This window comes from Microbacterium hanjuni, from assembly GCF_043556395.1.
Classification (GTDB): domain Bacteria; phylum Actinomycetota; class Actinomycetes; order Actinomycetales; family Microbacteriaceae; genus Microbacterium.
Window position 1 is genome coordinate 203157 of the sequence record NZ_JBIGIK010000003.1, and the last position, 20028, is coordinate 223184.

A 20028-nucleotide genomic window follows, 5' to 3' on the forward strand; every position below is an offset into this window, starting at 1 on the left:
ATCCCGTCTCCTTCTTCCCATGACCCGGCCGGGCAGCTCGCGCTGCCCGGCCGGGTCAATCATTCGGATTTAGCCCTGGACTTCTTCTTCAGTCCAGTAGCCGCTGTCCACCAGCACCTCGGTGATGTTGTCCTTGACGACGATCACCGGGTCGAGGAGGAACGACGGCACGACCTTCACGCCGTTGTCGTAGTCCGTGGTGTTGTTGACCTCGGGCTCCTCGTCGTTGAGCAGGGCGACCGCCATGTTCACGGCCACGTCCGCGAGCTCGCGGGTGTCCTTGAAGATGGTCGCGTACTGCTCGCCGCGGTTGATTGCCTTGACCGAGTCGATCTCGGCGTCCTGGCCGGAGATGATCGGCCACGAAGCGCCGACCGAGTAACCGGCGTCGGTGAGCGCGGAGATGATGCCGCGCGAGATGCCGTCGTACGGCGACAGCACGGCGTTGACCGTCGAGCCGTCGGAGTAGTTGGCCGTGATGATGTCTTCCATACGGCTCTGGGCGGTTTCGCCGTCCCAGCGCAGCGTCGCGACCTGCTGGAAGTCGGTCTGACCCGACTTGACGACGAGCGTCTTGTCGTCGATGTAGGGCTGAAGCTCCTCCATCGCACCGTTGAAGAAGAACGTCGCGTTGTTGTCGTCGGGCGAACCGGCGAACAGCTCGATGTTGAACGGACCGGCCGGTGCGCCCTCGATCGGGGTGCCGTCGAGCTCGGTCAGACCGAGGCCGTTCAGAACCGACCACGCCTGCTGCTGTCCGACGAGGAAGTTGTCGAACGAGGCGTAGTAGCTCACCGCGTCGGTGTCGCGCAGGAGCCGGTCGTACGCGATGACGGGGATGTCGGCGTCGGCGGCGTTCTGCAGAACCTCGGTGAGGGTGGTGCCGTCGATCGAGGCGACGATGAGCGCCTGGGCGCCCTTGGTGATCATGTTCTCGATCTGCGAGACCTGGGTGGGGATGTCGTCCTCGGCGTACTGCAGGTCGACGGTGTAGCCCTGGTCCTCGAGGGCGGCCTTGACGGCGTCGCCATCCTGGATCCAGCGCTCGGAGCTGCGCGTGGGCATCGCGACGCCGATGAGTCCACCGTCGCCCTCGCCCTCGCCGCTACCGCCGCCGGTGGTGCCTCCACCGGAGCATGCCGAAAGCATGAGAGCTCCTGCGGCTACCGCAGCGAGAAGAAACTTCTTGCCTTTCACGTGATTCCCTTTCATAGGACTTCTTCGTCTTGGTGTTCGGTATTCAGTTATCTGGTGCCCGAGCGCAAGAGATCTGCGCTCGACGACCGCTTCGCGCCGTTGCTAGGTCGGCGTTCGTCGGTGGTCTGTGTCCCGCTGCGGGTGCGGCGGGAGAAAAGGTCGTCGATCGTCTCGGTCGGGAGCGGTGCGAGCTCTCCGCCGTCGCGAGCGATATGGACCGTGCGCGCGGCGTCCTCGAGGATCACGGCGGTCCGCACCGCTTCGCGGGGGGTGACGCCGAGGGTGAACGGGCCGTGGTTGCGCATGAGCACCGCACGGGAGCGTGCGTCGCGGAGGGTCTCGACGATGCCGCGGCCGATCGACTCGTCGCCGACGACCGCGAGGGGCCCGACGGGCACGGACTCGCCGAATTCCTCGGCCATCGTGATCGTCACGCAGGGGATCGCCTCGGCGCGGGTCGCCCAGGCCGCAGCGTACGTGGAGTGGGTGTGCACGACACCGCCGACCTCGGGCATGTTGCGGTACACGTAAGCGTGGGCGGCGGCGTCGCTCGACGGCGCCCGTTCGCTGCCGGGGGTGCCCTCGACCACGACACCGTCCAAGTCGCAAACGATCATGTTCTCGGGGGCGAGGGCGGCGAACGAGACGTCGCTCGGCTTGATGACGAAGAGGTCGGCTCCCGGTACTCGTGCCGACACGTTTCCGCCCGTCCAGACGACGAGGCCGTTGTCGACGAGTTCAGCGTGCAGGGCGGCCACTTCGGCGCGGACGCGCGCGACAGCGACTTCGGTCCTGACACCTGCTACGTAGGGGTCGTGCCGCTCGGCATCGATGCCAGCGCCCATCCTCGACTCCTTCGTCTTCCCCGTGGGCGGTCATGTGACCGTTCACATTGGATGACTATAGCCACTTCCTGCGGGCAAAAGTCAAACCAGCGGGTCTCGTCTTGGTAACGCCGCCTCAGCGGCCGCTCGGCGCGCCCGCGGAAGCGCGGACGATCAGCTCGGGGATGATGATCTCCGCCGTGACGGGAGGGCCGCCGTCGATCGGGCCGAGGAGCAGCTCGACGCACCGGCGCCCGAGTTCGGCGAAATCCTGCCGGACGGTCGTCAGGGGCGGCCAGAAGTGGGCGGCCTCGGGGATGTCGTCGAAGCCGACGATGCTCACGTCGCGCGGTACTTCGAGCCCCTCGCTGCGGATCGCATGCAGGAGCCCCAGCGCCATCTGGTCGTTCGAGGAGAAGATCGCGGTGAAGTCGCGCACGCGCAGCAACTCGCGCCCCGCGTAGTACCCGAACTCCGCGGTCCAATCCCCCAGGATCGGTGCGGTGGTCGAGATGTCGCGCGCCGACATCTCCTCGAGGAAGCCCCGCATCCGCGCCTCGGCCTCCACCCAGTCCTGCGGCCCGGCGAGGTGGTAGATCGACCGATGCCCCAGATCGATGAGGTGGCGGGTGGCGAGCCGCGCGCCGGCGATCTGGTCGACGGAGAGCGTATGACCGGGGTCGAGGTCCGTGGACTGGAGGGTGACGTAGGGCACGTCCAGCTGCTCGGCGGCGAGCGCGCGGATGACCCGCACCTGCGGAGCGATGACGACGAGTCCCTCGACCGATTGCGCCATGAGGTGGGCGATCCCCTCGGCGATCGCCTCCGGGTCGTGCGCGTCGATGGTGGCCGTGCTGACCCAGTAACCCCGGGCGCGGGCGGCCGCTTCGATCGCGGCGATGCTCGAGGCCGGGCCGTACTGGATGGACGAACTCGTGAGCACACCGATGGTCTGCGACCGGGAGGTGACGAGCGCACGTGCCGCGCGGTTGGGGCGGTAGGACAGCCGTGTCATCACCTCGAGCACGCGCGCCCGGGTCTCGGGGCGGATGCTCGGGTGGTTGTTGAGCACCCGCGACACGGTCTGATGCGATACGTCCGCGAGGCGCGCGACGTCGCGGATGCTCGGGCGTCGCCCGTTCGCGTCATCGCTCATTCGGTGCCTCCGGCATGTGCACGGTCACATTACGCCGACGCGGGCGAGCCCACTGCCGACGTCGACCGGCGTGTGACCGTCACACCCGGACGTCCCGGGTGCCGCACGCTCGTTGTCAGGATGGGAGTCTGCCACACCTTCGGCTCGCGTCTACACTGGCCCGATGGCGGACTTCGGCAGTTTCCTCCCGCTGAGTCAGCGTTCCTCCGGCTCGGAATCGGATGTGTCCTCCGACCGCCGTGCGGCGGTGGCGGACGTTGTCGAACAGGCGGCGCAACGGGTGACCGCCGCTGCCCTCTCCGGTGAGCGGCGCGACACCGCCGCGCTCATCGAGGCCTTCATCGACGCGGCGCAGTTGCGTGCCGAGGCCGCCGCCCACCCGGGCGGATCGCCCGGTGCCCTGGACGCCGTCGCCGCCGCCGTGCGCACCGGGAAGCGGCGCTCCGTACGGGCCCTCGCTTCCGCGTGCCGCGCCCTGCTGCAGCTGGCCGAGGCCGTCGACGCCCCCGTCGAACTCCCGCCCGACATCGCCGGGGCGGTCGCCCTCTATCTCGCCGGCGCCGGCCCGTTCGATCGACGGGCTGCGGTGAAGGGTCACACCGTTCGAGCGACGGACGCCGACTGGTCGTTCGGGCGGGGTCCGCTCTTGGAAGCCCCCGCTACGCAGATCGCCGCTTTCCTGCTCGGCACCTCGGACGAACCGCCCCGCCCGCCCCGCGTCACGGGCGGATGATGAAAGCGCGGTAGAACTCGATACCGCGCAGCCAAGTCTGCACGCCGATCCGTTCGTCGTGCGAGTGCAGAGCCGCCCGCTCCTCGCTCGAGAGGGCGAACGGGGCGAAGCGGTACACCGCGTCGGCGATCCCCGTGAACCACCGGCTGTCGCTTGCTCCCAACTGCACGTACGGGAGCGGCACCACGTCGTCGCCGAGGGTCTCGCGGACGGTGGCGGCCACGCGTTGCCAGGCCGGCCCTCGCCAGGGCGAGACCGGCGACGGTTCGCTCGCGCGCAGCACCTCGATCTCGACCTGCGGATCTGCGATGGCGCGGCGCACGTGTTCGACGGCGCCGGCGACGGTATCGCCCGTCAGCAGGCGGATGTCGACGGTGGCCCGAGGCCGGGTGGCGAGCACGTTCTGAGCGGCGGAGCCCGAAAGTTCGGTCACGACGGCGGTCGAGCGGACGACCGCGTTCATCTCCGGCCCGAGCCGGGACAGCACGCGCGCGACGAGCGGGCCGAGAACGTCGAGACGTTGCAGCACGGCGCGCAGGGGGGCGGGCGCGTGCGGGGCGGCGGTGGCGAGCATCGCGCGCACCGGTGGGGCGAGACGCTGAGGGAACGGGCGACGCCGCAAGCGGTCGATCGCGCGTGCCAGCCGCGCCGTCGCCGGTATCGCCGGAGGTGTGGAGGCATGACCGCCGCGCTCGGTCACGCTGAGGCCCACCGCGAGGATCCCCCGCTCGGCGACACCGATCATGGCCGTGGGAACGTCCACTCCTGGCAGCACCCCCGACACGACGGCGCCGCCCTCGTCGAGCACGAGCGCGGGGCGCACGCCGCGCGACTCGAGCAGGGCCGCGATCGCTCGCGCTCCGCTTCCGGAGGTCTCCTCGTCGTGGCCGAACACCAGGTACACGTCGCGGGGCGGAACCACTCCGTCGGCGAGCAGGCCCTCGACGGCTTCGGCGATGGCGACGAGAGCGCCCTTGTCGTCGATCGCTCCCCGGGCGTGGATGGTCGCCTTCGCGCCTTCGCCCACGAGCTCGGCGGCGAACGGCGGATGCTGCCACTCCCCGGCGGCGACGGGGACGACGTCCATGTGCGCCATGAGCACGAGAGGGTCATCGCTGCGAGCCCCCCGCCAGCGGTACAGCAGCGAGCCTTCCCCGACCACCTCGCGGTCGAGCTCGGCGTACATCAGCGGATAGAGCGTGGCGAGGGTGGCGGTGAACCGCTCGAACGCGGCGACATCCACGCGGGTCGAGTCGAGCGACGATACGGTCGGGATTCGAAGGAGTTCGCGAAACCGCTCGACCGCAGACGTCACCCCACGACACTACGCCCCGGCTACTGTCGGAATCATGGACGACATTCGATGGGGCATCCTCGCCACGGGCGGAATCGCCCACTCCTTCACCCGTGACCTGCTCACCGCCGGTCTCACGATCACCGCCGTCGGCTCACGCCGGGCGGAGGCCGCTGCCGCATTCGCCGCGGAGTACGACATCCCCCACGCCCACAGCTCCTACGAGGCGCTCGTGGCCGACCCCGATGTGGACATCGTGTACATCGCGACTCCGCATCCGTTCCACGCCGAGAACGCACTGATGGCCCTCGACGCGGGTAAGCACGTGCTCGTCGAGAAGCCGTTCACCCTGAACGCGGAAGAGGCCGCCGCGGTGCGCGATCGCGCCGAAGCCAACGGCCTGCTGGCGATGGAGGCCATGTGGAGTCGCTACCTCCCCCACATGGTGCGGATCCGCCACCTGGTGACCGAAGGCGCCCTGGGAGATGTGCGCACGCTCTTCGCCGATCACACGCAGAAGATCTCCGACGACCCCGCTCACCGGCTGAATGCGCGCGAGCTGGGTGGGGGCGCACTGCTCGACCTCGGCATCTACCCCGTCTCCTTCGCGTGGGACATCCTGGGAGCCCCGCTCACCGTGACCGCGAAGGGGAGGTTCTCCGAAGCCGGTACCGACAGCGAGGTGGCGACGATCTTCCAGCACGACAACGGAGCGCTCTCGACCACGGTGTCCTCGTCTCGGGCGGCCGGTCCGAACACGGCCCACATCGTGGGCACGTCCGCCCGGATCGACATCGACCGGGTCTGGTACACCCCGACGAGTTTTCGGGTCACCACGCCCGAGGGCGACGTGATCGAGGAGTTCACCACGGAGATCGAGGGGCGCGGCATGCAGTTCCAGGCGCTGTACGCCGAGCAGCTGCTGCGCGAGGGGCGCACGGACGGTGACATCCTGCCGATCGACGAGACGGTGGCGATCATGGCCACGCTCGACGAGGTGCGCGCACAGATCGGTCTGCGTTACCCCGGCGAGCACTGAGGGGGGAGACTAGAGGTCATGCCCGAATCCCAGACCGCCCGCGTCGCCGTCTACCTGGACTTCGACAACATCGTGATGTCCTGGTACGACCGGGTGCACGGCCGCAACGCCTACTCCCGCGACCGCCAGCGGATCGCCGAGAACCCGATCGCCCCCGAGGTCGCCGAGCGCCTGGCCGCAGCGACGATCGACGTCGGCGCCATCATCGACTACGCAGCATCCTTCGGCACCCTCGTGCTGACGCGTGCCTACGCCGACTGGTCGTCCACCGTGAACGCGGAGTACCGCAGCCAGCTCGTCGCGCGCGCGGTCGATCTGGTGCAGCTGTTCCCGGCCGCGGCGTACGCGAAGAACGGTGCGGACATCCGCCTGGCCGTCGACGCCGTCGAGGACATGTTCCGCCTGCCCGACCTCACCCACGTCGTGATCGTCGCGGGCGATTCCGACTACGTGCCCCTCGCGCAGCGCTGCAAGCGCCTCGGACGTTACGTGGTCGGCGTCGGCGTCGCCGGGTCGACCGCCAAGTCGCTCGCCGCCGCGTGCGACCGCTTCGACGCCTACGACTCCCTCCCCGGGGTGGTGCGCGAACCGACGACCAAGAAGGATTCGACGCCGTCCCGACCGCGGGCGCGCAAGCGCTCGTCGGACCCGGCCGTCAACCTGCTCGAGCGCGCTCTGCAGCTCGAGAACGAGCGCAACGACGAGGAGTGGCTGCACGCCTCCGCGCTCAAGGACCTGATGAAGCGGCTCGACCCGGCGTTCAGTGAGAAGGGCCTCGGTTTCCGCAGTTTCTCGGACTTCGTCAAGGCGCACCCCGAGACCGTCGAGGTCGACGAGGCGTCGAACGTCGTGCTGCTGCGCAGCGTCGCTCGCCCGGTCTGAGTTCGGGCAGACCCGGTCTCCCCCGCTCGCGCGAGGAGAATCGACCCGGAAGAGGACTTTCCGGCCCGATAACTCCTCTTCTCGCCCGAATCTCCTCTCACCAGATCGGAGAATCGGCCCGACTCGGTGCGATCGTGCGCGAAACCGCACCGAGTTCGACCGATTCGCCGACTTCGGTGGTGCGCGGCGAGGGGTGATGGATGCTGGGCGCCACCCAGCCGCGGACGTCAGCCGCGGATAGCGCCGGGCGCGACGTGGTCGAGCACCGCGTCCCAAGCGTCGGTCAGCCCCGGCCGACCGTCGAGTGCACCGTCGGTCGGGGGAAGCAGGTCGACCTCGGCGTGCGGGAGGCGCTCGGCGTACCACGCGGCCGCGGGCGGCTCTTCGCCCTCACCGCGCGCGTCGACCAGTAAGGTCGGGCTTTCGATGGCGGCGAGCATCGCGCCCACGCGCTCGCCCGCCAGGGCATCGGCCGGTTCGGGAACCCCCACCAGCGCGAGGCGGTCGATGCGACCGGGTTCGTGGGAGGCGAGGAGGATCGCGATCTCCCCCGTGCTGCGCTCGGCGACGAGGCCGATGGGCCGGCCCCCGCTCTCGCGCTCGGCGAGGATCGCCAATGCCTCGATCGTGCTCTCGGCGGGAGTCTCTCCGGCGTAGGCGGGCGGGTCTTCGAGCTCGGGCGCCTGCAGCTCCACGGCGACGATCCAGACGTCGCGGCGGGCTGTGATCGCGTTGTCGGGATCGGTGGTGGCGACGGGCCCGGTGCGCAGCACCATCACGGTGCGTTCTCCGCCGGGTGTTCCGAAGCTGCGGTACTCGAGCTCGGAGCCAGGACCTTGCGCACGCGTCATGTCCACATCCTGACACGGTCCGCGTGCGCTCAGCCCCGAAGCATCCCTCGCAGGGTCTGCACGGTATCGGCGTCGCGAGGGGACTTGTCCGGCCGGTACGCCTTGACGCGGGCGAAGCGGAGCGCGACGCCCCCGGGATAGCGGGAGGAGCGCTGCACGCCGTCGATCGCGATCTCGACCACCGTGACCGGGGCGACCGTCACCTCGTATCCGTTGCCCCCCGTCTGGATGGTCGGGAAGTACTCGGTCTGCCATTTCAGCAGTGCGTCGGTGAGCCCCTTGAAGGTCTTGCCGACCATGACGAACCCGCCCGCTTCGCCGAACTCCCCGTCGGGGTCGTACGCGCCGAGGTGCAGGTTGGACAACCACCCCGCGCGGCGCCCCGAGCCGCGCTCCACCGCGAGCACGACCAGGTCGAGCGTGTGCACCGGCTTGACCTTCAGCCACGTCTTGCCCCGGCGGCCCGCGGCGTAGGGGGCGTCGACGGACTTCACCATGACGCCTTCGTGTCCGGCCGCGAGTGCGTCGTCGGCGAACGCCTCGGCCGTCGCCGGATCGTCGGTGACCAGGGCGGGAACCCGCCACGCCGCGGCGACACGCTCGAGCTCGGCCGCGCGCACTGACTGCGGCTCGTCGAGCAGGTCGACCCCGTCGACATGGAGGATGTCGAAGAACCACGGGCGCAGGGCGATCTCGCGCGCCGTCTCCGCGCCGAAGCGGGCCATGGTGTCCTGGAACGGGCGAGGATTGCCGTCGTCGTCGAGCGACAGCGTCTCACCGTCGAGGATCACATCGGTGACCGGTAGCGCACGGACGACCTCGACGATCTCGGGCACGCGGGTGGTGACCTCGGCGAGCGACCGGGTGTAGACACGCACCTCGTCACCATGACGGTGCACCTGCACACGGGCGCCGTCGAGCTTGTACTCGATCGAGGCCCGCCCCGCCGTCTCGACGGCTTCTGAGACCGTCGCGGCGGTCGCAGCGAGCATCGGCATCACCGGCCTGCCCACCACCAGCCCGACCTCGGCGAGCGCGTCGGGCGTGCCCGTCAGCGCCAGTGCGGCGGTCTCACCGAGATCTCCGGTGAGCATCGCGGCGCGGCGGACCTCCCCCGCGTCACGGTCGCCCGCTTTCGCGACCGCGTCGAGGAGCACCCCCTCGAGCGCTCCGGTGCGCAGTTCACCGAGCATCACGCGCGTGAGGAAATCCCATTCCGCCGGGGTGGCGCGAGCGGCGAGGTCGTCGAGCAGGGCGCCCCGCTCGGCGACCGACCCTGCGCCACCGACCCGGGACAGGCCGTCGAAGGCCGCGTCGACGTCGTGGACCGTCAGCGACGCGGCTGCGGCGTGCACGACCTCGCGCGATCCGAGCGAGCGCCACCCGATGCCCAGCCGCCCCTGCCGCGGCGCAGCGGTCAACAGGGCGATCGTCGGCACGATCTCGTCGGGGGCGAGTGCTCTCAACAGCTCGGCGAGCGCTTGCACCTTCGCGAGCCGCGAGCGCGTGGCGATGAGCGCCTCGGTGGTGGCGACGACATCGGCGAGCAGCATGATCGACAGTTTTCCACTCCCCTCCGACACCCCGCCCCCTCAGCGTCCGACGATGTCGCGCAGCGCCGGTTCGAGCTCGGGGTGGGAGAAGACGTAGCCGGCGCCGAGCAGCCGTTCGGGCAGCACCCACCGGCTCTTGAGCACCAGTTCCGGTTCGGTGCGCAGCAGCCACATCGCCGGCTCCAGCATGAAGCGGGCGGCCGGCAGCCCGATCGGCGCACCGACGACGTGGCGCATCGTGGCCATCAGCGTGCGGTTGTCGACGGGATGCGGCGACGACAGGTTGATCGCACCGTCGAGCTCGTCGTGGTCGCGGACGAAGCGGACGGCTCCCACGACGTCGTCGAGGTGGATCCAGCTGAAGCGCTGGCGGCCGCCCGAGTGGTGCGCCGGCGCCCGGCCGTCGCCCGAGGGACGGGGTCCGATGCCGCGGTAGCGCCGATGCGGGAACCAGGCGCCGTCGTGCTGGGCCCCGCCGATCCCGAGTCGCGCCAGACGCAGGAGGAGTGCGGTGGCGGGGCCGTCGCCGAGCACGATCGCCATCCGCAGCGCCGCCCGCCGGGTGCCGGGGAGGTCACCCGCGAAGAACTCGTCCTCCCACGCCCGCGCGACATCCACGGAGAATCCGCTGCCGAGCTCACCGGCGGACTCGGTCTGCGGGCGGTCGAGCGCGTACCGGTAGATCGTGGCGGTGCTGGCGTTCAGCCAGAGCGCGGGCGGGGACGCCGCATCCGCCACCGCTTCGCGCAGTTGGCGCGTGGTGTCGACCCGCGAGCGCAGGATCTCCGCGCGATTCGCGTCGGTGTACCGGCAGTTCACGCTCTTGCCGGCCAGGCCGATCAGCACCTCGGCGCCGTCGACCGCCCGGCGGATGGCTGCCGGGTCGCCCCAGCGCGCGTCGGGGCCGTCGCGGCCGATGCGGGCCACCACGTAGCCGTCGTCCCGCAGCGCCGCGACGAGCGCCGTCCCGACGAAGCCGCTCGCTCCCGCGACGACCGCGCGCCGGGTCACCGAGCGCTCCGCGGAGCGGCGGTGCACCACAGCGCCCACGCGACGAGCACGGGCTGCAGGAACAGCCGGGCGAAACGGGCCGTGTCGGTGCTGAGGCCCGGTACGGAGCGACCGGTGCGCCAGTGGTGCACGTTGCCGGGGAAGACCGCGACGAAGAAGGCAGCGATCAACCCGCCGAGGCGCTGCCGTTCGCGGGGGAGGGTCAGGAGAGCGCCGCCGAGCAGCATCTCGGCGGCTCCGGAAGCGACGACGATCGCGTCGACGTCGAGGCGCAGCATGCGCGTCGCCCACTCCGGCACCACGATGCGGTAGCCCCGTCGTCCCCACGTGAGGTGTGACACTCCCGCGCCGATCAGTAGGGCGGCGAGCACGAATCGGGCCGCGATCTGCGGCGCACTGCCCGGTCGAACCGGCGCCGTCGGGGGGCGCCGGTTCACCAGCGGGAGTGGATCGCGTCGCGGAAGGACCGGTCGTAGATGTCGCGAACGGCCGCGTCGAAGCCCGCCGGCAGCACGACGTCGGCCGCGGCAGCATTGGCTTCGGCCTGGGCGCGGTTTCGGGCACCCGGGATCACGGCGGAGACGCCGTCGAGCTGCGCGATCCACGCGAGCGCGGCCGCCGCGGGAGTGACGCCCTCGGGAACCAGGGCGGCGAACTCGCGCGCGGCTTTCACTCCGGTCTCGAAATCGACCCCGGAGAAGGTCTCGCCGACGTCGAAGGCGCTGCCGTCGCGGTTGTAGGTGCGGTGGTCGTTCTCGGCGAACGTCGTGTCCTCGGTGTACTTGCCGCTGAGCAGGCCCGAGGCCAGCGGAACGCGAGCGATGATGCCCACGCCGGCCTCGCGGGCCGCGGGCAGCACAGCGTCGAGCGGCTTCAGCCGGAACGCGTTCAGGATGATCTGCACCGTGGCCGTACCCGGCCGGGCGATGGCGGCGAGCGCTTCGTCGCTGGTCTCGACGCTCACGCCGTAGGCCGCGATGCGCTGCTCCTCGACGAGGGTGTCGAGCGCGTCGTACACGGCGTCCGAGGAGAACACCGGCGTCGGCGGGCAGTGCAGCTGCACCAGGTCGAGCGTCTCGACGCCGAGGTTCTCGCGGGAGCGGTCGGTCCACGCACGGAAGTTGTCGAGCGTGAACTCGGCGGGATCTTGCGCACCGCGTCGGCCCATCTTCGTCGCGACCGTGAGATCGAGATCGGGATGCTGCCGGCGGAAGCGGCCGATGAACTGCTCGCTGCGGCCGTCTCCGTACACGTCGGCGGTGTCGAAGAAGGTGACGCCCGCGTCGACGGAGGCGCCGAGCACGTCGAACGCGGCGCTCTCGTCGACGTCACCCCAGTCGGCTCCGAGCTGCCAGGTGCCCAATCCGATGACGGAGACGTCGCGTCCCATCCTTCCGAGTACTCGCTTTTCCATGATCGCGAGCCTATCCATCGACCGCGACACCGACCGGGCCCTCGACAAACCCGCGCCGGAGGCCATCACTTTCCGGTACGACACGAAAAGGTCGGCCCCGGTGGACGCAGGACGCGTTCACCGGGGCCGACCTTCTGGCGGGGATCAGGCTGCTGTGGCGAGGCTCTCCGCAGAGCGGATGACCAGGGCTCCGTCGGCAGCATCCACCGTCACCGCTCCCCCGTCGACGAGCGCGCCCGTGACGAAGAGATCGGCGATGCGGTCATCGACCTCGCGCTGGATGAGCCGGCGCAGGGGCCGAGCGCCGTACTCGGGCTCGTAGCCGTGCTCGCCGAGCCAGTCCACGGCGGCCTCGGTGATCTCGATCGTCGCCTCGCGCTTGGCGAGACGCTTCTCGGTCGCACCGAGCATGAGCCGCACGATCTGCCGCAGCTGCGGCTGGTCGAGCTTGCGGAACAGCACGATCTCGTCGATCCGGTTGAGGAACTCGGGGCGCATGGCCTCGCGGAGGCGTCCCATCACCCGGTCGCGCAGGTCCTTCTCCGACCCGAAACCGGTCGCTCCGCCGCCGTCGGCGATGAAGCCGATGGCGCCCGAGCGGGAGGCGAGGAACTCGCTGCCGATGTTCGAGGTCATGATGACGACCGTGTTGCGGAAGTCGACCGTGCGTCCCTGACCATCGGTGAGCCGACCGTCGTCCAGCACCTGCAGCAGCAGGTTGAACACGTCGGGGTGGGCCTTCTCGATCTCATCGAACAGCACGATGGAGTACGGGTTGCGGCGCACCTGCTCGGTGAGCTGACCCGCCTCGTCGTAGCCGACGTATCCCGGAGGGGCACCGACCAGACGCGACACCGTGTGCCGTTCGCCGAACTCGCTCATGTCGAAGCGGATGACGGCGGTCTCGTCGTCGAAGAGCGACGCGGCCAGGGCCTTGGCGAGCTCGGTCTTGCCGACGCCCGTCGGGCCGAGGAACAGGAACGATCCGACCGGGCGGTTCGCATCGCCCATGCCCGTGCGGCTGCGTCGCACGGCCGTCGACACCGCGGAGACCGCGCCGTCCTGGCCGATGACGCGTCCGTGCAGTTCTTCCTCGAGCGCGGCGAGGCGTTCGCGGTCGCTCTCGGTCAGCCGGTTCACCGGGATGCCGGTGGAGCGGCTGATGACGGCGGCGATCTCGGGCTCGTCGACGATCGTGGATGCTGTGGCCGACGCGGTGGCGGAACTCTTGGCCGTGGCCTTCTCGAGCTTGTCCTGGACGGCGGCGATCTCGTCGCGGATGCGCGAGGCCTCCTCGTAGTGCTCGCCCGAGACGGCCGCGTTCTTGTCGGCCTCGAGGGTCGCCAGCGTGGCCATCAATCCGGACACGTCGACCTTCACACCCAGACGCAGGCGCAGGCGTGCGCCGGCCTGGTCGATGAGGTCGATCGCCTTGTCGGGCAGCACCCGGTCGGTGAGGTAACGGTCCGACAGCTCGACGGCGGCGCGCAGCGCCTCGTCGGTGTAGGTGACACCGTGGTGGTCCTCGTAGGCCGAACGGAGTCCGCGCAGGATCAGCACCGCGTCCTCGATCTGCGGCTCGTTGACGCGCACCGGCTGGAAGCGACGCTCCAGCGCCGGGTCCTTCTCGATCGTGCGGTACTCCTTCAGCGTGGTCGCGCCGACGAGGTGGAGGTCACCCTTGGCGAGACGGGGCTTCAGGATGTTGCCCGCGTCCATGCCACCGTCTCCCGCGCCACCGGCGCCGACGACCGTGTGCACCTCGTCGATGAACACGATGACCTCGCCCTTGCGGGCGGCCACCTCGTCCATCGTCTGGGTGAGGCGCTCTTCGAAGTCGCCGCGGTAGCGGGTGCCCGCCAGCATGGCCGGCAGGTCGAGAGCGATGACGCGCTTGCCGAGCAGCTGCTCGGGCACGTCGCCGGCCACGATGGCGGAGGCGAGGCCTTCGACGATCGCGGTCTTGCCGACGCCCGCCTCGCCCACCAGCACCGGGTTGTTCTTGGTGCGGCGGCTGAGGATCTCGATGGTCTGCTCGATCTCGCCCGAGCGACCGATCACAGGGTCGAGGTCGCCGGTGGCGGCCTGAGCGGTGAGGTCGGTGCCGAACTTGTCGAGCATCGGCGACTCCGACTCAGCGCCCTCGGACTCCCCGGTGAAGGGAGCGGCGCCGGGCGTGACGGTCTCGCGGACCGCCTGCGTGAGAGCCTCGGCGGTGACACCCGCCTGCGCGAGGATCTGACCGGCGGGAGCGTCCTGTGCCAGCACGAGCGCGAAGAACAGGTGCTCGGGGTCGACGTAGGTCGATCCGGCGGAGCGGGCGACCTGATACGCCAGGAAGAGCGCGCGCTGCACCGAGGTGGTCACGACAGCGCCATCGATGTCGGCGGCGGTGGATGCTGCGGGCAACCGGCCTTCGGTGGCCCGGGCGATCGCGCGCGGGTCGACGCCGATGCGCTCGACGGCGTCCTTCGCGGGAGCGGCGTCGATCAGGACGCGCAGCACGTGCAGAGCATCGAGCTCGCGCTGGCCGCGCTCGAGAGCGAAGCGGCCGGCCTGCTGCAGCGCCTCCTGGGTGCGGGCGCTGAGGAATCGGCTGAGGTCTATCGAACGCTCAGCGCGGGCGCGCTCACCGGCGAGGTAGCGCGCGAGGAAGTCGTCGAAGGCGCTCGAGCCTTCGTCGTTACGAGGTGTGAAATCTTCGGGCATGTCCCTGATGTCTCCTGAATAAGGTGAGTGGAGTTGACTCAACTTTAAGAGTTGAGCGAACCCGTATCAAGTTAAACGGATACTCCCCCAGGGTATTCCCGGGTGCCGTTCCGAGTTGCCGGACGGCTGTCCGGAGGCGGGCGGGCTACCGTTGCGGAGTGACTTTTCCCTTCGATGCCCTGCGGCGCTGGCCCGACGTCGAGGCGACCGACCTGCTGGCCGCCGACGCGGCCGATCGCCTTCTGCTGGATGAATCCGTCGCCGAACGGAGCGGGATCGCGCCCGGCGACCTCACGGTGATCGGCGACGGGTTCGGCGCACTGACCCTGGCCGCCGCCGCCGCCGCGGGGGCCAACAGCATCCGGGTTCATCAGGACCTTCTCACGGGGGAACGCGCGCTCGCGGCGAACGCCGGGCGCCTCGACGTCGACGCGGCGACGTTCCGCTCCCTCCCCCTCGGACCCGAGCTGGTGGCGGGCGCCCGCGTCGTGCTGCTGCGCCTGCCGCGTTCGCTCGACGAGCTCGACGACATCGCCGGGCTGATCGCCGCGCACGCCTCGCCGGAGGTGGTCGTGTTCGCGGGCGGTCGGCTCAAGCACATGACGCGGGCGATGAACGAGGTGCTGGGGCGATGGTTCACCACCATCGATGTGACGCACGCGCGTCAGAAGTCGCGGGTGCTCATCGCGCGCGGGCCGAAAGGCGGCCGTGATCCGCTGGCTCGTCGCGCCGAGCACGAGGGGCTGATCGTGTGCGCCTACGGGGGCGCCTTCGCGGGCACCTCGATCGACATCGGCACCCGCTTCCTGCTCGAGAACCTGCCGGCCGAGCTGCCGGGCGGCGGGGCCGACGACCCCCTCATCGACATGGCGTGCGGCACCGGCGTCGTCGCGGCGGTCCTCGCGCGCCGCGGGCACCACGTGTACGCCTCGGATCAGTCCGCGGCGGCCGTGGCTTCGGCCCGCGCCACGGCGAGCGCGAACGGTGTCGCCGACCTGGTCGAGGTGGAGCAGGATGATGCCCTGTCGCGGCGCCCCGACGCCAGCGCCCTGTTCATCGCGCTGAACCCCCCGTTCCACGTCGGCGCAGCCGTCTTCGAAGGGGTGGCTCCGCGGTTGTTCGCCGATGCGGCTCGCGTGCTGCGGCCGGGCGGGGAGCTGTGGACCGTGTGGAATTCGGCCCTCGCGTACCGCCCCGCCCTGGAGCGCATCATCGGGCCGACGCGCCAGATCGCACGCAACACCAAGTTCACCGTCACGGCGTCGGTGCGCCGAGGATCCTGAGCCGGCGACTCAGGCGAGGAGGCTCGGGTCGGGCTCGTTCCACAGCTCGACGGTCTGCACCACCCAGAAGGCGGCGAAGAGCGCGAGAGCCAGGGCCTCGCCGAGGAAGAAGAGAGGGATGCCGGCGATCGCGGTCGGCTCCGTTGCGGCGACCGCGACGAGGTTGAGCGCGAGCGCCCCCACGATCCCGGCGGCGATGAGCGCGTAGGCGACCCGGAGCCATCGCCGCCGGCGGTCGTGGACCCCGACGGGACGGAGGGCGGCGAGGGCGGCGACCGTCGCGATGAGCACGAAGAACGCGACTGCCGCGCTGACGTGCGCTGCGCGGGTGAAGCCCGGCGCATCGAGCAGCCACCAGGCGCCCCCGCCGATGACGATGAGGGCTGCCGCTGCCGCGGTCGCACCGACGCCGCGGCCGAGCGTGCCCTGCACGCGGGCGAGGATCAGGGCACCGGCGATGCCGAGGACGCCGAACACGAGCAGCGAGGTCACGCTCGTCGACACCGTCGGCAGCAGCGTGTCCGGCACGCAGGCGCGCGCGTCGGGGCAGGTGGCGGCGAGGCCGGGGACGGCCGTGGGGATCACGGTGGTCGGGACGAGGGCGATCACCGGAGCGAACACCGCCGCGAGATCCAGGAGAGCCTGTTCGAGGCTGCGTCCCGAGAGCGCGAACAGCGCCACGGACACGGCGCAGAGCGCACCGACGAACACGTCGCGCGACGACGTGTAGTACGCCGCGCTGACCGAAGGGAGGGCGCCGTCCCGGGCGACCTGGACGGCGATACCGACGGCGAGGAACACCAGGACGGCGATGAGCGCGAGCCGCACGTAGCGGTAGGTGCGCTGGGTGGATGTCGTGCGCACCCGCATGTCTGCCCCTTTCCGCCTGTGCTCGCCATCCTGCCAGGCGGGCTCTCCCCCGCCGGGCCCTCCCCGTGTCCGACCTCCCCGTTACCGTGGCCGCACATCGTCACACAGAGAGGTGCGCATCATGGATTGGAAGATCGAGCTCATCTTCGTCCCCGTCACCGACGTGGACCGCGCGAAGGAGTTCTACACCAGGATCGGATTCCACGCCGATCACGATCAGCGGGTGTCGGACGAGCTGCGATTCGTGCAGTTCACCCCGCCCGGCTCGGCGTGCTCGATCGCGTTCGGCACGGGTCTGGGGATCGATCTCGAGCCGGGGCGTCAGAACACGATCCAAGTCGTCGTGCCCGACGCCGACCAGGCACTGGCAGACCTGCGGGCCGCCGGTGTGCCGGCGCGCGGTGTCGACGACCTCGGATGGGGGCGTTTCGTCTCGTTCGACGATCCCGACGGCAACACCTGGACGCTTCAGCAGTTGCCCGAACCCGCAGCAGCCTGACGCGGGAGCGCCGTCGGCACGGTCGGTACAGCCTCCGGGATCACCGCACCTAGGCTGGCGCCATGCGCGAGTTCGGTGCCGGGGTGGGTCTGTTGTTGCGCGGGTTCGGGATGTGGCGACGCATTCCGCGCGCGATGGCGTTGGGGCTGCTGCCCGCGGTGCTCGTGGCGCTGGTGTTCGCGGGCGCGTTGGTGGCCTGGGGCTTCCTCGTGCCCGGGATCGCCGACGCGGTGACGCCGTTCGCCGACGGATGGACGCCGTTCTGGGCGCAAGCGGTGCGCCTCATCATCGGTCTCGCGACATTCGGTGCCGGGATGCTGCTGGCCGCGGTGTCGTTCACGGCGGTCACCCTCGCGGTAGGCGATCCGTTCTACGAGCGCCTCTGGCGAGCCGTCGAGCGGGAGACGACCGGCGGGGCCCCGGAATCGGACGGCGGCTTCTGGCAGGCGGTCGGCGACAGCATCCGACTCGTGCTCAAGGGCATCGCCGCGGCCGCGCTCGCCTGGCTGATCGGACTGATCCCCTTCGTCGGCGGTGTCGCCGGTCTCGTGGTCGGAGTGAGTCTGACGGGGTGGTTGCTCGCGGAGGAGCTCAGTTCGCGCGCCCTCGTGGCCCGGGGCATCTCGGCGCGGCGGCGCTCCGCCCTGTTGCGCGGCTCGCGCGCCCGCGTCATCGGGTTCGGCGTGGCCACGCAGCTGTGCTTCCTCGTGCCGCTGGGCGCGGTGATCGTCATGCCCGCCGCCGTCGCCGGCTCGACCCTGCTCGCGCAGTCGCTCGTGCGCAAGGACGAGCCGGCGCCGCTCAGTCCTTCTTCGTGACCGGCGGCTCCGCAGCGCCTGATGCTGAGGCATCCGGCTTCTTGTGGACATGGATCTCGCGGGCAGGTCCGGCTTCGAGCGCACGGATGAGACTCGCCGAGTCGTAGGGCCCGATGTGGCGGCGTCCGTTCAGGAAGAACGTGGGCGTCGTGTTGAGGTCCATGATCTCGGCATCGAGCCGGTCGTCCTGGATGTGGTGATCGACCTTGGGCGAGCCGAAGTCTTCGGCGAACTTCTCGGTGTCGAGCCCGAGGTCGGCCGCGTACGCGAACAGGTCGTCGCGTTCGAGCTTCTTCTGGTGCGCGAAGAGGGTGACCGCCATCTCGAAGAACTTGCCCTGCATCCCTGCGGCCTCGGCGGCCTGCGCCGCCTCCTGGGCGTGCGGATGCGGTTGGTCCAGCGGCAGGTGACGCCACACCCACCGCACGCGCTCACCGAAGTAGTCGCGCACGGCGTCGACCGAACCGGTGGCGCGGCTGCAGAACGGGCATTCGAAATCGCCGTACTCGACGATCTCGTAGGGCGCGTCCATCGGACCGCGGATGTGATCGCGGTGGGGGTCGACCGGGCGGGCGAGTTTGAAGCCGACCGGGTGAGGCGGGGCGATCCGATCGCCGATCGAGATGATGGCCCATCCGAAGCCGAAGGCGATGACGGAAGCGGCGAGTACCGCGACGCGTGCGAGATCTTGGGTGTGCGGGTCCGAGATCGCGATCGGCACGAGGAAGAGCGAGATCGTGAACCCGATGCCCGACAGCGCCGCGCCGCCCGCGACCCGGTGCAGGCTGAGACCGGGGGCGAGCTGTCCCCACCCGGTCTGGCGTACGAGCCAGGTGGCGCCGGTGATGCCGATGAACTTTCCGAGTACGAGGCCGGCGACGATGCCCCAGGCGACCGGCGACATCAGCGCGTCACGCAGGGTGGCGCCGTCGATGGGGACGCCGGCGTTGGCGAGGGCGAACAGGGGAAGAACCCCGTAGGAGATGTAGGGGCGCCAGCCGGTGTCGATCCGCTCGTTGATCGAGATGGAGTCGCGGAGGCTGCGGGTGACGGCGGCCGCGTAGCCGGGGCTGGGGGATTCGCGGAACGCCTGGGTGAGTTGGGCCGCTCGCTCGACGTCGCTGCGGCGCGGTGGGAAGACGGGGATGAGCAGCGCGACGGCGACGCCGGCGAGGGTCGGGTGCACCCCGGAGAGGAAGACGGCGCCCCACAGGGCGGCGCCCAGCACCGCGTAGGCGAAGCCGCGGCCGACCGGGAGGAAGCGGACGAGCGCGGTCAGCACCATCAGGGCGACCGCGATGACGAACGGCAGCAGGTTGAGGCCCGAGTTGTAGAACAGCCCGATCACCAGGAGCGCGCCGATGTCGTCGACGACGGCGAGGGTCAGCAGGAAGGTGCGCAGGCGCGCCGAGAACGTCGGACCGATCAGCGCGAGAGCGCCGAGGAGGAAGGCGGTGTCGGTGGAGATCACCACACCCCAGGCGCCCGCATCCCCGTCCGACAGGTTGAAGAGGATGAAGATCGCGGCCGGCACGATGAGGCCGGCGACGGCTGCCGCGATCGGGACGACCGCGCGCGAGCGGTCGGTGAGTTGACCGATCGTCAGCTCGCGTTTCACCTCGAGACCGACGAGGAAGAAGAAGAGGGTCATGAGGCCCTCGTTGACGAGGGCGTGCAAGGTGAACGTCCACGACATCTGATCGATCGAGACGCCGAGCGGGATCTCCCAGAAATGCTCGTAGGTATCGCCCGGGAGGTTCGCCCAGATCAGCGCGATCGCGACTCCGGCCAGCATGAAGGTGGCCGAGAGGCGGTCGCCCCCGCGGATCGCCTTCTTCTTGCGCACGGGGGCGCTTCGGGGCGGGCCCGTCGGGTGGAGGGAGAGCGCTGTCACG

At 70.4% G+C, this 20028-nt stretch carries 18 protein-coding genes; 6 read left to right on the forward strand and 12 right to left on the reverse strand.

Annotated features, from left to right (window positions below; all coding sequences use genetic code 11):
• Positions 1–69: 69 nt before the first annotated feature.
• From chvE to ACFXP5_RS13185, 3 genes are all read right to left on the reverse strand, one after another.
• Entirely contained in the window at positions 70–1149 is a 1080-nt protein-coding gene (gene chvE / locus ACFXP5_RS13175) for a multiple monosaccharide ABC transporter substrate-binding protein (protein ID WP_394528870.1), read from the reverse strand.
• A 95-nt stretch (positions 1150–1244) separates the two neighbouring features.
• Positions 1245–2042 carry an L-ribulose-5-phosphate 4-epimerase gene (locus tag ACFXP5_RS13180; protein ID WP_394528871.1) on the reverse strand — a complete coding sequence of 266 codons (798 nt, stop codon included), beginning with the start codon at positions 2040–2042 and terminating at the stop codon, positions 1245–1247.
• Between the two features lie 115 nt (positions 2043–2157).
• Entirely contained in the window at positions 2158–3177 is a 1020-nt protein-coding gene (locus ACFXP5_RS13185) for a LacI family DNA-binding transcriptional regulator (protein WP_394528872.1), read from the reverse strand.
• Positions 3178–3340: 163 nt separating this feature from the next.
• Here ACFXP5_RS13185 and ACFXP5_RS13190 point away from each other — a divergent pair, with 163 nt between their 5' ends.
• The gene (locus ACFXP5_RS13190) at positions 3341–3910 is read left to right on the forward strand and encodes a hypothetical protein (protein WP_394544947.1); all 570 of its coding nucleotides are present in this window, start codon (positions 3341–3343) and stop codon (positions 3908–3910) included.
• Here the strand turns inward: ACFXP5_RS13190 and ACFXP5_RS13195 are convergent.
• Entirely contained in the window at positions 3897–5225 is a 1329-nt protein-coding gene (locus ACFXP5_RS13195) for a M20/M25/M40 family metallo-hydrolase (RefSeq protein WP_394544948.1), read from the reverse strand. The genes ACFXP5_RS13190 and ACFXP5_RS13195 overlap by 14 nt on opposite strands.
• 34 nt (positions 5226–5259) lie before the next feature.
• On the opposite strand from ACFXP5_RS13195, the gene ACFXP5_RS13200 reads away from it, so the two are divergent.
• On the forward strand, positions 5260–6243 hold the full coding sequence (locus tag ACFXP5_RS13200; protein WP_394544949.1) for a Gfo/Idh/MocA family protein: 984 nt from the start codon (positions 5260–5262) through the stop codon (positions 6241–6243).
• Between the two features lie 18 nt (positions 6244–6261).
• Complete coding sequence (locus ACFXP5_RS13205) at positions 6262–7125, forward strand: NYN domain-containing protein (RefSeq protein WP_394528876.1); 864 nt, start codon at positions 6262–6264, stop codon at positions 7123–7125.
• A 227-nt stretch (positions 7126–7352) separates the two neighbouring features.
• Here ACFXP5_RS13205 and ACFXP5_RS13210 read toward each other — a convergent pair whose 3' ends face one another.
• The 6 genes from ACFXP5_RS13210 to ACFXP5_RS13235 form a co-directional block, all read right to left on the reverse strand.
• Positions 7353–7976, reverse strand: coding sequence for an alpha/beta fold hydrolase (locus ACFXP5_RS13210; RefSeq protein ID WP_394544950.1), 624 nt, complete (start codon positions 7974–7976; stop codon positions 7353–7355).
• 29 nt (positions 7977–8005) lie between these two features.
• Positions 8006–9529, reverse strand: coding sequence for an ATP-dependent DNA ligase (locus ACFXP5_RS13215; RefSeq protein WP_394544951.1), 1524 nt, complete (start codon positions 9527–9529; stop codon positions 8006–8008).
• 39 nt (positions 9530–9568) lie between these two features.
• The gene (locus ACFXP5_RS13220; protein ID WP_394544952.1) at positions 9569–10540 is read right to left on the reverse strand and encodes an epimerase; all 972 of its coding nucleotides are present in this window, start codon (positions 10538–10540) and stop codon (positions 9569–9571) included.
• A complete protein-coding gene (locus ACFXP5_RS13225) occupies positions 10537–10977 on the reverse strand; it encodes a DoxX family protein (protein WP_394528880.1) in 441 nt (146 codons plus the stop codon). Before ACFXP5_RS13225 ends, ACFXP5_RS13220 begins: the two co-directional genes overlap by 4 nt.
• Positions 10974–11954, reverse strand: coding sequence for an aldo/keto reductase (locus ACFXP5_RS13230; RefSeq protein WP_394544953.1), 981 nt, complete (start codon positions 11952–11954; stop codon positions 10974–10976). The genes ACFXP5_RS13225 and ACFXP5_RS13230 overlap by 4 nt, the downstream gene beginning before the upstream one ends.
• Before the next feature lie 144 nt (positions 11955–12098).
• On the reverse strand, positions 12099–14663 hold the full coding sequence (locus ACFXP5_RS13235) for an ATP-dependent Clp protease ATP-binding subunit (RefSeq protein ID WP_394544954.1): 2565 nt from the start codon (positions 14661–14663) through the stop codon (positions 12099–12101).
• 158 nt (positions 14664–14821) lie between these two features.
• Between ACFXP5_RS13235 and ACFXP5_RS13240 the strand changes: the two genes are divergently transcribed.
• Positions 14822–15946 carry a class I SAM-dependent methyltransferase gene (locus tag ACFXP5_RS13240; RefSeq protein ID WP_394544955.1) on the forward strand — a complete coding sequence of 375 codons (1125 nt, stop codon included), beginning with the start codon at positions 14822–14824 and terminating at the stop codon, positions 15944–15946.
• 9 nt (positions 15947–15955) lie between these two features.
• Here the strand turns inward: ACFXP5_RS13240 and ACFXP5_RS13245 are convergent, their stop codons facing one another.
• Positions 15956–16816, reverse strand: coding sequence for a hypothetical protein (locus ACFXP5_RS13245; protein WP_394544956.1), 861 nt, complete (start codon positions 16814–16816; stop codon positions 15956–15958).
• A gap of 121 nt (positions 16817–16937) precedes the next feature.
• Here ACFXP5_RS13245 and ACFXP5_RS13250 point away from each other — a divergent pair, with 121 nt between their 5' ends.
• Both ACFXP5_RS13250 and ACFXP5_RS13255 read left to right on the forward strand, forming a co-directional pair.
• Positions 16938–17315, forward strand: a complete 378-nt coding sequence (locus tag ACFXP5_RS13250) for a VOC family protein (RefSeq protein WP_394544957.1) — start codon at positions 16938–16940, stop codon at positions 17313–17315.
• Positions 17316–17377: 62 nt separating this feature from the next.
• On the forward strand, positions 17378–18133 hold the full coding sequence (locus tag ACFXP5_RS13255) for an EI24 domain-containing protein (protein ID WP_394544958.1): 756 nt from the start codon (positions 17378–17380) through the stop codon (positions 18131–18133).
• On the opposite strand, the gene nhaA is transcribed toward ACFXP5_RS13255, so the two are convergent.
• Positions 18117–20027: a Na+/H+ antiporter NhaA gene (gene nhaA / locus ACFXP5_RS13260; RefSeq protein WP_394544959.1), complete on the reverse strand. Its 1911-nt coding sequence runs from the start codon at positions 20025–20027 to the stop codon at positions 18117–18119. The genes ACFXP5_RS13255 and nhaA overlap by 17 nt on opposite strands.
• Position 20028 lies beyond the last annotated feature (1 nt).